Origin of the sequence: Streptomyces sp. NPDC090106 (assembly GCF_044747265.1) — a bacterium.
In the GTDB taxonomy this organism is placed as follows: domain Bacteria; phylum Actinomycetota; class Actinomycetes; order Streptomycetales; family Streptomycetaceae; genus Streptomyces.
On record NZ_JBIVDS010000009.1, the window covers coordinates 506,900 to 520,104 of the forward strand.

General features: G+C 73.9%; 14 protein-coding genes. 5 read left to right on the forward strand and 9 right to left on the reverse strand.

Annotation, left to right across the window (positions count from 1 at the left end):
* Positions 1-7 precede the first annotated feature (7 nt).
* Entirely contained in the window at positions 8-832 is an 825-nt protein-coding gene (locus tag ACIPSE_RS29645) for an aldo/keto reductase (RefSeq protein ID WP_401668245.1), read from the forward strand.
* A gap of 74 nt (positions 833-906) precedes the next feature.
* On the opposite strand, the gene ACIPSE_RS29650 is transcribed toward ACIPSE_RS29645, so the two are convergent.
* From ACIPSE_RS29650 to ACIPSE_RS29665, 4 genes are all read right to left on the reverse strand, one after another.
* Positions 907-1,374 carry a peroxiredoxin gene (locus tag ACIPSE_RS29650; RefSeq protein ID WP_401668247.1) on the reverse strand — a complete coding sequence of 156 codons (468 nt, stop codon included), beginning with the start codon at positions 1,372-1,374 and terminating at the stop codon, positions 907-909.
* Between the two features lie 102 nt (positions 1,375-1,476).
* Entirely contained in the window at positions 1,477-1,992 is a 516-nt protein-coding gene (locus tag ACIPSE_RS29655) for a MarR family winged helix-turn-helix transcriptional regulator (RefSeq protein WP_401668250.1), read from the reverse strand.
* Between the two features lie 131 nt (positions 1,993-2,123).
* Entirely contained in the window at positions 2,124-3,173 is a 1,050-nt protein-coding gene (locus tag ACIPSE_RS29660) for a FecCD family ABC transporter permease (RefSeq protein ID WP_401668252.1), read from the reverse strand.
* A complete protein-coding gene (locus ACIPSE_RS29665) occupies positions 3,170-4,219 on the reverse strand; it encodes a FecCD family ABC transporter permease (protein ID WP_401668254.1) in 1,050 nt (349 codons plus the stop codon). Before ACIPSE_RS29665 ends, ACIPSE_RS29660 begins: the two co-directional genes overlap by 4 nt.
* 84 nt (positions 4,220-4,303) lie before the next feature.
* Between ACIPSE_RS29665 and fes the strand changes: the two genes are divergently transcribed.
* Genes fes through ACIPSE_RS29680 form a run of 3 tightly spaced genes read left to right on the forward strand, consistent with a single transcriptional unit; the run spans position 4,304 to position 7,461 of the window.
* Positions 4,304-5,608, forward strand: coding sequence for an enterochelin esterase (gene fes, locus ACIPSE_RS29670; RefSeq protein WP_401668257.1), 1,305 nt, complete (start codon positions 4,304-4,306; stop codon positions 5,606-5,608).
* A 52-nt stretch (positions 5,609-5,660) separates the two neighbouring features.
* The gene (locus ACIPSE_RS29675) at positions 5,661-6,635 is read left to right on the forward strand and encodes an ABC transporter substrate-binding protein (RefSeq protein ID WP_401668261.1); all 975 of its coding nucleotides are present in this window, start codon (positions 5,661-5,663) and stop codon (positions 6,633-6,635) included.
* A 46-nt stretch (positions 6,636-6,681) separates the two neighbouring features.
* Positions 6,682-7,461 (forward strand): 4'-phosphopantetheinyl transferase family protein, encoded by a 780-nt coding sequence (locus ACIPSE_RS29680; protein ID WP_401668263.1) that lies wholly within the window; start codon positions 6,682-6,684, stop codon positions 7,459-7,461.
* Positions 7,462-7,572: 111 nt separating this feature from the next.
* On the opposite strand, the gene ACIPSE_RS29685 is transcribed toward ACIPSE_RS29680, so the two are convergent.
* The 5 genes from ACIPSE_RS29685 to ACIPSE_RS29705 all read right to left on the reverse strand — a co-directional run bounded on the left by ACIPSE_RS29685 (position 7,573) and on the right by ACIPSE_RS29705 (position 11,859).
* Entirely contained in the window at positions 7,573-8,781 is a 1,209-nt protein-coding gene (locus ACIPSE_RS29685; protein WP_401668266.1) for an NAD(P)/FAD-dependent oxidoreductase, read from the reverse strand.
* Entirely contained in the window at positions 8,778-8,972 is a 195-nt protein-coding gene (locus ACIPSE_RS29690; RefSeq protein WP_401668269.1) for a ferredoxin, read from the reverse strand. Before ACIPSE_RS29690 ends, ACIPSE_RS29685 begins: the two co-directional genes overlap by 4 nt.
* Before the next feature lie 43 nt (positions 8,973-9,015).
* Positions 9,016-10,221 (reverse strand): cytochrome P450, encoded by a 1,206-nt coding sequence (locus tag ACIPSE_RS29695; RefSeq protein ID WP_401668271.1) that lies wholly within the window; start codon positions 10,219-10,221, stop codon positions 9,016-9,018.
* Between the two features lie 174 nt (positions 10,222-10,395).
* Positions 10,396-11,058, reverse strand: coding sequence for a TetR/AcrR family transcriptional regulator (locus ACIPSE_RS29700; RefSeq protein ID WP_401668273.1), 663 nt, complete (start codon positions 11,056-11,058; stop codon positions 10,396-10,398).
* A gap of 114 nt (positions 11,059-11,172) precedes the next feature.
* On the reverse strand, positions 11,173-11,859 hold the full coding sequence (locus ACIPSE_RS29705; RefSeq protein ID WP_401668275.1) for a TetR/AcrR family transcriptional regulator: 687 nt from the start codon (positions 11,857-11,859) through the stop codon (positions 11,173-11,175).
* 144 nt (positions 11,860-12,003) lie between these two features.
* On the opposite strand from ACIPSE_RS29705, the gene ACIPSE_RS29710 reads away from it, so the two are divergent.
* A complete protein-coding gene (locus tag ACIPSE_RS29710) occupies positions 12,004-12,753 on the forward strand; it encodes an SDR family oxidoreductase (RefSeq protein ID WP_401668277.1) in 750 nt (249 codons plus the stop codon).
* Positions 12,754-13,205 lie beyond the last annotated feature (452 nt).

Consider the following 13,205-nt stretch of genomic DNA (forward strand, 5'->3'; position numbering starts at 1 on the left):
TCCGGCAGTGACACCGGTACACACGCTCAACGACGGTACGAAGCTCCCGGCCGTCGGTCTCGGCACCTGGCCCATGACCGACGCGGAGGCCGAACAGGCGGTGGCGGAGGCCCTGGGGCTCGGTTACCGCCTGGTCGACACGGCGACGAACTACAGGAACGAGACCGGTGTCGGTCTCGGTGTCGCCCGCAGCGGCGTCCCGCGCGAGGAGGTCGTCGTCACGACGAAGCTCCCGGGCCGCCACCACGGCCGCGAGGAGACCCTCGCGTCCTTCGAGGAGTCCCGGCGGCGGCTCGGCGTGGACTATGTCGACCTGTATCTCGTCCACTGGCCGCTGCCCCGCGTCGACAAGTACGTCGACTCCTGGCGGGCCATGATCGAGCTGCGCGAGGAGGGTCTCGTGCGGTCGATCGGGGTCTCCAACTTCACGCGGGAGCACATCGAGCGGCTGGAGAAGGAGACGGGCGTGCTGCCGTCCGTGAACCAGATCGAGCTGCACCCGCTCTTCCCGCAGGAGGAGCTGCTCGCCTTCCACGCCGCGAAGGGCATCGTCACGGAGAGCTGGAGCCCGCTGGGCCGGGCCACGACCCTGCTCGACGACCCGGCCGTGGTGGGCGTCGCCGAGGCGCACGGGGTGACGCCGAGCCAGGTGATCCTGCGCTGGCACCTCCAGCTCGGGGCGGTCCCGATCCCCAAGTCCGCGGACCCGGGGCGCCAGCGCGAGAACCTGGACGTCTTCGGCTTCGAGCTGGACCCGGCCCAGATGGCGGCGATCGCCGACCGGCCGCACGCGCGCATGGGCGGCGACCCGGAGGTCCACGAGGAGTTCTGAGCCACGCCCCGGTCCGCGACGGCACCGGCCCGGTCGCCGCGCCCCTCGGTCGGGGTGCGGCTCCGGGCCAGGGGTCACTTCCGGTGGTCGCGCAGGGCGGCGAGCGCTTTGTCCGCGTGGGTGTTCATCCGCAGCTCGCTGCGGACGACCTCCAGGACGGTGCGGTCCTCGGCGATGACGAACGTGGTCCGCTTGGTGGGCGCCAGCGAGAACCCGCGGGCCACACCGAAGAGTTCGCGGACGGTGCCGTCGGTGTCGGAGAGCAGGGGCATGCCGAGGGAGTGGAGTCCGGAGAACTGCTGCTGCTTCTCGACGGTGTCGCCGCTGACGCCGACCGGCTGGGCGCCGACGGCGGCGAACTCGGCGGCCAGGTCCCGGAAGTGGCAGGCCTCGGCGGTGCAGCCGGCGGTCATCGCGCCGGGGTAGAAGAACAGCACGACCGGCCCGTCGGCCAGCAGGGAGGACAGGCTGCGCGGTGTGCCGGTCTCGTCGGGCAGCTCGAAGTCCTCGATCTTCTCGCCGACCTTGATCGCCTTGCTCATTCCCGGACCTTTCCGCCGTGGGGGGTGTGCCGGGCGATATTACTCAAGGGTACGGACGGGCGGTACGGCGGGCTGCCCCTTGGGGGAACGGGCGTTGAACCTTCAGGCGGAGCCGGCCGGTTCGGGCTCGTCGTCGATGGCGTAGGCGAGGAAGTCGTCGACCATCCGGTGGAAGAGCGTGGCGAGCCGGGCGAGTTCCTCCGGGGACCAGCCGGACAGGGCGAGTTGCATGCCGCGGGCTCCGGTGTCACGGATGCGGTCGATGGCCCGGCGGCCCGCATCGGTGAGTTCGATGCGCTGGGCGCGGCGGTCGTCGGGGTCGGGGACGCGGGTGACGTAGCCCGACTTCTGGAGCTGCTGCACGGTGCGGGTGACGTGCGAGGCCTCGACGCCGAGCCGGACGGCCAGTTCACCCGGCCGCAGCGGCTCGGAGTCGGCGATCTGGCGCAGCAGGGCGACGGCGGCCCGGTCGAGCGGCACCCCGGCGAGGGCCATCAGCCGCTCGTGCTGGCGGGCGCGGGTGCTGAGGTAGGTGACGCGGGTCAGCGCCCGCTCGATCTCGACGATCTCGGGCGACGCGGGGACGTCGGGCAGTTCGGGGAGCGGCGGGGTGGGCATGCCGTCACTTTACCATCTCGTTGCGTAACGCAAGTAAAGCCTTTCGTGACACCTGCCGCGGCGCCTTCCGCCGTGCCTCCCTCCGCCCGCCGCGTCCCCCTCCGCCCGCCGCGTCACAGCCGTCCGCCGCGTCACAGCCGTCCGCCCGCGCGTTCTCCGCGCAGCAGCCACGCCAGGTAGAGGCCGCCCGTGACACCCGTGACCACGCCGACCGGCAGCAGGGCCGAGCCGGTGATCCGCTGGGTGGCCAGGTCGGCGAGGGCCACCAGGAGGGCGCCGGTCCAGCCCGCCGGGAGGAGGTGGGGGCCGGTGGCGCGGGTGACGCGGCGCGCGATCTGGGGTGCCGCCAGCGCCACGAACGGGATCGGCCCGGCCGCGGCCACCGCGAGCGCGGTGAGGCCGGTTCCCGCGCAGAGCAGGACGAGGCGGGTGCGTTCCGGGGGTACTCCCAGGGCGGCCGCGGTGTCGTCGCCCATCTCCAGGAGCGCCAGGCGGCGGGCGTACACCAGCACCACCGGCAGGAACAGGAGGGGTCCGAGGGCGGCGATGCGGACGTCGCCCCAGTCGCGGGCGTTGAGCGAGCCGATCATCCAGCTCGCGGCCTGGGCCGCCTTGCCGATGTCGGCGCGGACGTAGAGGAAGCTGGTGGCCGAGCCGAGGACGGCGGAGGCCCCGATGCCGACGAGGACGAGCCGGTATCCGTGCACACCGCGCTTCCAGGCGAGCAGGTACACGGCGGCGGCGGTGGCGAGGCCGCCGCACACCGCTCCGGCGGCGGTCTGCGGGTCGCCCGCGTCGAAGAGGATGATGGCGACGAGGGCCCCGGCGGAGGCGCCGTTCCCGAAGCCGGTGATGTCGGGGCTGCCGAGCGGGTTGCGGGTGAGCGACTGGAAGACCGCGCCGGCCACCCCCGTCCCGAAGCCGACGAGCAGGGCGACCAGGGCACGGGGCAGCCGGAGGTCCATGAGGACGAACCCGGCGCCGGGCGGGCCGTCCCCGGTGAACGTGCGCAGCACGTCCAGGGGTGTGAGGGCGTAGGTCCCCGTGCCCACCGCGAGGACGGTGGCGCAGGCGGCGAGGACGGCGAGGGCGGCGCAGACCAGCAGGGCGCGCACGCCGTACCGCACCGACCACCGCCCCGTCCGCAGCAGGGCGGTCCTGTCGTGGTGCGTGAGGGTCACAGCCGGGCCACCTTCCGGCGGCGGACGAGATGGACGAACAGGAGGCCGCCGAGGAACGCGGTGACCGTGCCGACCTCGATCTCGGAGGGCGGGACGACGATCCGGCCGATCACGTCGGAGACGAGCAGCAGGACGGGGGCGTACAGGGCGCAGAAGGGGAACAGCCACCGGGGGTCGGGGCCGCAGAAGGCGCGGGCGGCGTGCGGGATCATCAGGCCGACGAAGCCGATGGGCCCGCAGACGGCGGTGGCCCCGCCGCACAGCAGGGTGAGGGCGAGGACGGCGAGGACCCGGGTGCGGCGCAGGTCGGTGCCGAGCGCGCGGGCCTGGTCCTCACCGAGCGCGAGGGCGCCGAGGGGCCGGGCGAGGGCCAGGGCGAGCAGGGCGCCGGCGACGAGGAGCGGGGCCACGGTCAGCAGAAGCGCCGGGTCACGTCGGGCGAGGGTGCCGACGGACCAGTGGCGCATCTCGTCGAGGGTGTTCAGGTTCCCCAGCTGGAGGCCGTTGACGTAGCCGAACAGGGCGGCGTTGACGGCGGTTCCGGCGAGGGCGAGGCGGACCGGGGTGGCGGACCGGGCACCGCCGAGCGCGTGCACGGCGGTGGCGGCGAGGGCGGCTCCGGCCAGCGCGAACCAGAGGTAGCCGGTGAACGAGGTGATGCCGAGCACACCGATCGCGGTCACGACGGCGGCGGAGGCGCCCGCGTTGACACCGAGCAGCCCGGGGTCCGCGAGGGGGTTGCGGGTCAGGGTCTGCATCACGGCGCCGCCGAGGCCGAGCGCCGCGCCGACGGCGATCCCGATGAGGGTGCGCGGGAGTCTCAGCTCGCGCACGATCCCGTCGCTCTCGGTGCCCGAGGGGGCGACCAGCGCCGACCAGACCTGGTCGAGCGGGATGTGCCGGGTGCCCACGGAGAGGGAGAGGGCCGTCGCCGCGGCCAGCAGGGCCAGGCCGAGGAGGAGTCCGGCGGAGCGTACGGAAGGGCGGGAGAGGCCGGTCGGGGTCAGCGGGGTTCCTCGGGTCCCGGCATGCACACCTGGGTTCATGTGCTTAGCTTAGGCTAACCTAACTTCGATCGTTGACCATTGTGTCGACAGATCGTGGCCCCGCCGTCTGCCTGGAGACCTCCGATGACCGCCACGCGCGCCCCCGCACTGCGCGACCCCCGCCACGACGTACGGCCGGTACGGGTCACCGGCCCGCGGGTGGCCCGGCTCGTGGCCCAGCTCTCGGAGGCCGACGACACACGACGCGCCACGCTGACCGAGGAGTTCTGGGCCGAGACCGAGGAACGGGGCACCCCGCTGATCGAGGAACTGGAGGAGGAGCCGGGCCACCGGGTCGTCACCTTCCTGTGGCGGGGCCACCGGGCGACCCGGCAGGTGCTTCTCGCCGGGAACCGGATCACCGACCGCGACCACTACGCCGGTTCGCTCCTGGAGCGGGTGCCGGGCACCCACATCTGGCATCTGGGGCTGCGGCTGCGCGCCGACCACCGCGGCACCTACCGGCTGGCCGCCGACATCTCGCTCAAGGAACCGCCCACGGAACCGGCCGCGTTGCAGCGCCGCCTGCGCTCGCTGTCCGCCCACGCGGCACCCGATCCGCTCAACAGGTCGACCGTGCCCATGCGTTGGCAGGCCGTCGGCTCCTCGGAGTTCGCCCTCCCCCAAGCCCCGGCCCGACCGTGGTCCGGCCGGGAGCCAGGCGGGCCGACCGGGCGGGTGGAGCGGCACCGGGTGCCCACGCGGTCGCTCGGCGGGGAGCGCCAGGTCTGGGTCTATCTGCCCCGGGCGGGCGAAGGGCCCCTGCCCGTCCTGCTGTTGCCGGACGGCGACATGTGGTTCGACCGGCTCGGTCTCGACGCCACGCTCGACGCCCTGATCGCCGACGGCGCGCTCCCGCCCCTCGCCGTGCTCGCGCCGGACGCGGTCGACCGGGACACCCGCTGGCGCGAACTCGGGGCGCGGGACCCGTTCGTGGGCTTCCTCGCGGACGAGCTGCTGCCGTGGGCGGCGCGGCGCTGGCCGCTGACCGACGACCCCGGCCGCACCGTCGTCGCCGGACAGAGCCTGGGCGCGATGACCGCGCTGTACGCCGGGTATGTGCGGCCCGACCGGTTCGGCGGGGTGATCGCCCAGTCACCGTCCCTGTGGTGGCGGCCCGGACTGCCGACGCCCACCGACCCCGGAACCCCGGTGTACGGGACGCCTTGGCTCGCCGCGCAGTTCGCCGCCGCACGCTCGGCGCCGCTCACCGTCCATGTCGACGTCGGCCTGCACGAGGGGACGATGGTCGACCACAGCCGCGCCCTGTACGACGCGCTGGTCTCCGCCGGTCACCACGTCACCTACGACGAGTTCAACGGCGGTCACGACTACGTCTGCTGGCACGGCGCCCTGGCGGACGGCCTGGTGCGCCTTCTCGGCACCTGACACCACCCCCTCGTTCCGTATCACCCTTTCCCCCCATAGGAGTTGCTCCCCCATGTCCTCCGCACGTGTCTCCCGCCGGGCCGTCGTCGCCTCCGCCGCCATGGCCACGGGAGCGCTGCTCCTCACCGGCTGCGGCGACGGCGGCTCCTCCGGCAGCGCCGCAGCCGAGGAGACCGGCACACGACAGATCACCGACGCCACGGGCCGCGAGGTGCGGATACCGAGCTCCCCGCAGAAGGTCGTCGCCCTCAGCGAACCCACCTTGGACGCCGCCCTCGCCCTCGGCGTGGAGCCGGTGGGCGCCACCGCGGGCCGGGGCCAGAGCGGGGTCTCCGGCTATCTCGCCGCCAAGGCGGAGACGACGCAGGTCGTCGCGACGGTCGCCGAGGCCGACATGGAGAAGCTCGCCGCGCTCCGGCCCGACCTGATCCTGCTGGACGGGACGACCGCCGTGAAGAGCGAGGTCTCCAAGCTCCAGGCCATCGCCCCGACCGTCGTCACCGCCGAACTCGACGCGGACTGGAAGGACGCCTTCACCACGACGGCCGACGCGCTCAACCAGGAGGCACGGGCCCAGAAGATCCTCACCGGCTTCGCCGCGGACGTCGCGGCCACGAAGAAGCGGCTCGGCGCGCAGAGCGGCGCGGTCGTCAGTGTCGTCCGCTGGCAGAACGGCGCGCCGTCCGTGGTCGGCAAGGGCGTCGGCCACGTGGGTTCCACCCTGTCCGCCCTGGGCCTGAACCGGCCGGCGGACCAGCAGGGCGCGAGCACCGGGCACAGCGAACCGGTGAGCCTGGAGAAGCTGTCGACGATCGACGGCGACTGGCTGTTCCTCGGCACCCTCGGTGACCGGGCCGACGGTGAGAAGGCGTACGCCGAGGCCCGGAAGGTCACCAACTTCTCCCGGCTCGAGGCCCAGAGGGCCGGCCATGTGGTCGTCGTCGAGGGCTCGGCCTGGAACAGCGCGGGCGGGCCGCTGGCCGCGGGGATCGTCCTCGACGACATCACCAAGGCCCTCGCCCCGTGAGCAGCGGACGGCGGCAGGCGCCCGCGCCCGTGACGGGGGCCCGACCGTGACCACGGCCATCGCTCCTCAGGTGCTGGTGCGCGGTCCGGGCCTGTGCCCCCGGAAGCTGTCGGAGGGTCCGCTGCTGTGGCTGGTGCGGACCCCGGCCGCGGACGCGCCGCTCGACATCTCCGTGCTGGACGCGGGGGAACGACGTCGTGCGGCGGCGCTGCGGCGGCCCGCGGAGCGGGCGCTGTTCGTGGCCGCGCACAGCGCCCTGAGACGGGTGCTGAGCGCGTACACCGGGGTGCCCGCCGCCTCGGTGCGGCTGGTCCGGCTGCCCTGCCCGGGCTGCGGCGGCCCGCACGGCCGTCCGGCGCTCGCCGGGCCCGCCGGGGCCGGGGTGCACTTCTCGCTCTCCCTCTCGGGCGGTCTCGCGCTGCTGGGCGCGGCCACCCGCCCGCTCGGCGTGGGCATCGAGGAGATCCCGGCACAGCGGCTCGCCGAGGAGGCGTCCCGGGGGCTGCACCCGTCCGAGCGTCAGCAGGTGACCCGTTCCCCGGCGCCGGTCAGGGCCGGTGCCTTCGCGCGCTGCTGGACCCGCAAGGAGGCGTATCTCAAGGTGACGGGCGAGAGTCTGTCCCTGGGCGCGCTGCGGGAGGTGTACGTCGGTGCCGGTCCCGCCCCGGCCCGGGCGCCCGGTCACCGGGTGAGCGACGTGGACGTGCCGGACGGCTGGGCGGCGGCCGTGGCGGTCGATGTCCCCGGAACTCCGCCGGCCCGTCGGCCGGTTCCGTGCGCCGGTACAGACACCTCGCCTCGTGATGCCGTCAAGTCCGCGGGATGAGCCCTCCGTTCACGGCACGGGCGTGGAGCCGGACACGTCTGTCGAACTCGTCTTCGCTCGCCTCCTCGTCGGGAAGCCGGCCGTGGGCGACGAACGTCTGCACTCCGGATCTCATGGGCGAATGATCGGCTTCCGCTCCGCCGCGAGCAAAGCGTCCTCATTCACCGGAATTTCGTCCCAGGACGCGCCGGTCGCCACGGTCTGCCGCCACGCGCGGATCGCCTTGGGCGGCATGCCGACCGCGAGGACACCGGTCACCCGGTTCCCGGCCCGGTAGGCGGCGATGAACCGTCGCTCGGCCAAGTCGCCCTCCACCAGCGTGACTTCGTCGTGGCCGCGCAGATGTCCGTATGCCTGGATCTTCAGGTCGTACTGGTCGGACCAGAAGTACGGCACCGGCGCGAACGGTGTGCGCGCCTCGGGGTGCAGGAGGTTGCGGGCGGCGGCCATGCCCTGTTCGGCGGCGTTGGTGCGGTGCTCGATCCGCATCGCCACCCCGAACAGGGGGTTGTGCCAGCGGGCCACGTCACCGGCGGCGTAGACGTCCGGGGCGGCGGCGCAGTACGCGTCACAGACGACGCCGTCGGCGACGGTGAGCCCGCTGCCGTCGAGCCAGTCGGTGCGGGGCACGGAGCCGACGGCGACCAACACCGCGTCGGCGCCGACGACTTCGCCGTCCGCCAGCCGTACGCCGTCCGCGGTCGCCTCGGTGACGGTGACGCCGCAGCGCAGGTCCACGCCCCGGTCGAGGTGGGCGCGGGCCAGGACGCGTCCGACCCGGTCGCCGACGGCGTGGGCCAGTGGTACTTCGGCGGGTTCGAGGAGGGTGACCTCGGCGCCCAGGCCCCGGGCCACCGCGGCGGCCTCCGCGCCCAGGAAGCCCGCGCCGACGACGACCAGGTGCCGCCCGGGGGCGAGCCGTTCGCGCAGGGCCAGGGCGTCGTCCAGGGTGCGCAGGGCGTGGGCGCCCTCGCCGGGCAGGCGCCGCGGCCGGACCCCGGTGGCGATGACCAGCCCGTCGTACGGCAGGGTCGAGCCGTCGGCCAGCCGCACGGTGCGCGAGGCGGGTTCCAGGCCGGTCGCGCGGACGCCGAGCCGCAGGTCCAGGCCGAGCGCGTCGAGGTGGGCGGGGGTGCGCAGGGCGAGCCGGGACGGTTCCCAGGTCCCGGCGAGGAGTTGCTTGGACAGGGGCGGGCGGTCGTAGGGGAGGTGCGGTTCGTCGCCGACGAGGGTGAGCGTGCCGTCATAGCCCTCGCGGCGCAGGGTCTCGGCCGCCGCGAGTCCGGCGGCGGAGGCACCGACGACGACGATCCGCCTCACCGCTCGACCAGACGGATCGCGGCGGCCGGACAGATCGCGACGGCCTCCCGCACGTCGTCCAGTCGACCGGTCGCGGGCTGTTCCTCCAGGAGGATCGCGATGCCGTCGTCGTCCTGGTCGAAGACGTCCGCCGCGGCGAGCACGCACTGCCCCGAGGCGACGCACTTGTCGGCTTCCAGTTCCACCCTCATGTCTCTTCTCCTTGCTGTCCGGTGCGGTGCGGGCGGTGAACTGTCACCAGGTGACGGGGAGTTCGTGGACGCCGTAGATGAACGCGTCCTCCTTGAAACGGACTTCGTCCAGCGGGCGGGCGAGCCGCAGGGTGGGGATGCGCCGGTAGAGGGTGCCGTAGACGACCTGGAGTTCCATGCGGGCCAGGGGCTGGCCGAGGCACTGGTGGACGCCGAACCCGAAGGCGACGTGGCGGCGGGCGTCGCGGGTGAGGTCGAGGCGGTCGGGGTCGGTGAAGACGGCGGGGTCGCGGTTGGCGATCTCGTTGGCGAGGATGACGCCCTCACCGGCCCGGATGGTCCGCCCGCCGATCTCGATGTCCTCGGTGACGGCCCGGCGCCGTCCGAGATGGGTGATGTGCAGGTAGCGCAGGAGTTCCTCGACGGCGGCGGCGACGCGTTTCGGGTCGTCGCTCTCGCGCAGGAGGGCGAGTTGGTCGGGGTGCTCCAGGAGCGCCGCGGTGCCGAGGGCGATCATGTTGGCGGTGGTCTCGTGCCCCGCGATCAGCAGGAGCAGTGCCATCTCGGTGGCCTCGCGGTGGTCGATCTCTCCCGCGGAGACCTGTCCGGCGATGACGGAGAGGAGGTCGTCCTTCGGGGCGGCGATCCGCTCGCCGACGACCCCGGCGAGATACCCGGCGATCTCGCGGGACGCCTGGCCGCGCTGTTCGGGGGTGGCGTCCCGGTGGACCATCGTCTTGGTGCGGGACTGGAAGAGGGCGTGGTCGTCGTAGGGCACGCCGAGCAGTTCGCAGATCACGAGGGACGGGAGCGGCAGCGCGAACTCCTCGACCAGGTCGGCCGGTCGGGGTCCTGCGAGCAGGTCGTCGACGAGGCCGTCCACGATCCGCTGCACGGCCGGGCGCAGGGCCTCGACCCGTTTCACCGCGAACGGCGCCGTCACCATCCGGCGCAGCCGGGCGTGTTCGGGGTCGTCCATCATGATGAAGCTGAGTTTGCCGTCGCCGGCGCCGGGCGACGCCTTGGTCGGGTAGCCGGGGGTGTCGGTGTCCGCGCTGACGCGGGGGTCGCCGAGCAGGGCGCGCTGCTCGGCGTACCGGGTCACCAGCCAGGGTTCGCTGCCGTCCCAGAGCCGCACCTTCGTCAGGGGCGCCTGCTCCTGCAACTCCTTGAGGGCGGGCGGCGGGTCGAAGGGGCAGCGGGCGGCGCGCGGCATGGGGAACTCGGGCGCGGTGAGGGCGTCGGCCATGGTTCTCCTCGGGGTGGGGGCTCCGATGGGGCGGAGTGCCGGAGAAGGGCGGTTCGATCGGGCGCGGGGCGCCTCGACGTGCCCAGGCAAACAGAGCGGGCTGACGCCCTCCGGTCGGTTCCCTGACAGTTGCCTGACGTGACCCGGCTCATACGCCCGTCCCGGGGCGCCCCGTCAGTCCTCCGGGGGAACGGGGGTGACCGGTGCCAGCCACAGGGCGGTGACGGCGTCCGCGATGCCGGTCGCCGTGGCCCGCCAACTGGAGCGCGGCGTGGGGGTGTTCTCGGCGAGGGCGCGTTCCCGCTCGGCGGAGACGTGCAGGATCAGATGGCGGGCCATCTCACCGCGTTCGGCCCTGATCTCGGCGGGGAGTTCGGGCAGGCAGCGCCGCAGGCCCTCGATGATCCGCTGGAGGGCGGGTGAGGCGAGGGACTCGTCGACCATGGCCGGGTGCAGTGCGGGGTCGGCGGCGATCTGGACGCAGAACCGCGCGTACCAGGTGGGGCTGCCGAGGGCGGCGAGGTGTTCGGGGACCGGACGCACCAGGCAGTCCACCCAGTCCCGGACGTCGGTCGAGTCGCCGGTCGCGGCGGCCAGCCGGACCCGGATCGCCTCGATGGGTTCGGCGTGGCGGCGGAAGATGGCGCGGACGAGGTCGGCCTTGGTGCCGAAGTGGTAGCCGACGGCGGCGTTGTTGCCCTGTCCGGCGGCCTCGCTGACCTGGCGGTTGGACACCGCGTAGACGCCGTGCTCGGCGAACAGCCGCTCGGCGGCGGTCAGGATCGACTCCCGGGTAGCGCTGACCTGTTCCGCCCGTACCGACCTGCCCACAGCCATCCTCACCGTCGCTCCGGGACTTCACCGAGCCCCGCGGCGGCCAGTCCCTGAAGCCGTCGTGGATTCTCCGCCGCTGCGGCGGGCTCCGCGCCCGAAAGCCTACGCAACGCCTGCTCAGGGCCCTTCGGCGAGCGTGTCCAGCCACTGGTGCAGCAGGGCCGACTCCGCCTGCGTGAACGTCGCCGCGGGGTCGGCGCGCAGCCGGGCGGCGAGGGTGGCGGCGGCCACGGGCACCCCATCGTCGGTGTGGCCGGGGGCGGCGGGACGGGTGAGGGAGTCGAAGACGGCGTCGCGCAGCCTGGCCGAGAAGTCCGGGTCCGGGTACTGCTCGGGCCGGGTGAGCATCGACAGGGCGGCACCGACGTTCGCGGACATGATCATCCGGGTGGCGAGGGCGGGCGGCACGGTCAGCCGTCCGGCGGCGGCGCAGCGTTCGAGGATCGCGTGCAGCAGGTCGTGCGCCTCGCGGGCCGCGGCGGGCGGGGCGGTCAGCTCGGGCGAGTACATCAGGCGGTAGTGGTTGGGGTGGCTGAGGGCGAACCGCATGTGGTTGTCCCAGCCGCTGCGCAGGTCGGCGACCGGGTCGGCGCCGGGCCGGGCCGCCCGCTTGGAGGCCAGGTACTCCTCGAAGCCCCGGTCCACCACGGCCGCCAGCAGCCCCGCCTTGTCGCCGAAGAGCCGGTAGAGCATCGGCGCCCCGACCCCGGCCGCCTCGCACACGGCACGCGTCGAGACGTCGGCGACCGGCGCCTCGGCCAGCAGCGCGGCGGCGGCTTCCAGGATCTTCTCCCTCGCGTCCATGACTGAACGGTACGCCATTCGTAGCGGCGATACGAACCGGGGAATACCAACGCTACGGAACCGTGTTATCGTCGATACGAGATTGGCGTACCGCCGCTAACAAGCGACGGGCGACGACCCGGACGAGAAGCCCCAGGAGGCATCATGACCACCCCTTCGAGCCCTGAGCAGCGCGTCGCGATCGTGACCGGCGGATCACGCGGCATCGGCCGCCAGGTCGCCCTGCGGCTCGCCGCCGACGGGTTCGCCGCCGTCGTCGGGTACGCCGGCAACAAGGACGCGGCCGACGAGGTCGTACGAGCCGTCGAGGCCGACGGCGGCAGCGCGTTCGCCGCCCGCGCGGACGTCGGCGACGAGACCGAGGTCGCCGCCCTGTTCGACCTGGCCGAGACCACGTACGGCGGGATCGACGCCGTGGTGCACGCGGCCGGGCGGATGCCGCTGTCCCCGGTCGCCGACCTCGACCTCGACGTGCTCGACGCGCTGTACCGCACCAACATCCGCGGCACGTTCGTCGTCGACCAGCAGGCCGCTCGCCGGCTGCGCGCGGGCGGGGCGCTGGTGAACTTCTCGTCGTCCGTCGTCGGGCTCTCCTTCCCCGGCTACGGGGCGTACGCCGCGTCCAAGGGCGCGGTGGAGGCGGTGACCCTGATCCTCGCGCGCGAGCTGCGCGGCCGTGACGTGACGGTCAACGTGGTCGCCCCCGGCCCGACCGCCACCGACCTGTTCCTCGACGGCAAGGACGAGGAGACGGTCGCCCGCCTCGCCGCCCAGCCCCCGCTGGAGCGCCTGGGCACCCCGCAGGACATCGCCTCCGTCGTGTCCTTCCTCACCGGCCCGGACGGACGCTGGGTGAACGGACAGGTCCTGCGCGCCAACGGAGGCATCGTCTGACCCGCCACGGCGGCGAGCAGACCCCGACCCGCCCCACCACGCGAGGACGCCCCCCACCGGCCCCTCCTCCGCCCGGCGGGGCCGACGCGGGGAGGAGGGGCCACAGGGGTCCCGCACGACCGGCCCGCACGCGGCACCCGAGGGCGAGGGCGCGCCCCTGCCCGGCAGGTGTTCCGGGCGCCACCGAGACCACGGGCCGACCGGGAGAACCACCACCCGCCACACCTCAGGACGACCCGCACGAACGCAGGACGAACGGGGCAGGTGCCGCGCGCCACGAGCCAGGTCAGCCACCCCCGCGCCCGAAGACCCGGCACGCCCCCTCACACCTCCGAACGACCGCACGGACGCAGGACCAACGGGGCAGGTGCCGCGCGCCACGAGCCAGGTCAGCCACCCCCGCGCCCGAAGACCCGGCACGCCCCCTCACACCTCCGAACGACCGCACGGAC

Coding starts and splice junctions, on each gene's coding strand:
- ACIPSE_RS29655 (WP_401668250.1), bottom strand. CDS start 1,992: ATGCCCACCCCGCCGCTCCCCGAACTGCCCGACGTCCCCGCGTCGCCC.
- ACIPSE_RS29690 (WP_401668269.1), bottom strand. CDS start 8,972: ATGAGGGTGGAACTGGAAGCCGACAAGTGCGTCGCCTCGGGGCAGTGC.
- ACIPSE_RS29695 (WP_401668271.1), bottom strand. CDS start 10,221: ATGGCCGACGCCCTCACCGCGCCCGAGTTCCCCATGCCGCGCGCCGCC.
- ACIPSE_RS29650 (WP_401668247.1), bottom strand. CDS start 1,374: ATGAGCAAGGCGATCAAGGTCGGCGAGAAGATCGAGGACTTCGAGCTG.
- ACIPSE_RS29665 (WP_401668254.1), bottom strand. CDS start 4,219: ATGAACCCAGGTGTGCATGCCGGGACCCGAGGAACCCCGCTGACCCCG.
- ACIPSE_RS29705 (WP_401668275.1), bottom strand. CDS start 11,859: ATGGACGCGAGGGAGAAGATCCTGGAAGCCGCCGCCGCGCTGCTGGCC.
- ACIPSE_RS29700 (WP_401668273.1), bottom strand. CDS start 11,058: ATGGCTGTGGGCAGGTCGGTACGGGCGGAACAGGTCAGCGCTACCCGG.
- fes (WP_401668257.1), top strand. CDS start 4,304: ATGACCGCCACGCGCGCCCCCGCACTGCGCGACCCCCGCCACGACGTA.
- ACIPSE_RS29710 (WP_401668277.1), top strand. CDS start 12,004: ATGACCACCCCTTCGAGCCCTGAGCAGCGCGTCGCGATCGTGACCGGC.
- ACIPSE_RS29675 (WP_401668261.1), top strand. CDS start 5,661: ATGTCCTCCGCACGTGTCTCCCGCCGGGCCGTCGTCGCCTCCGCCGCC.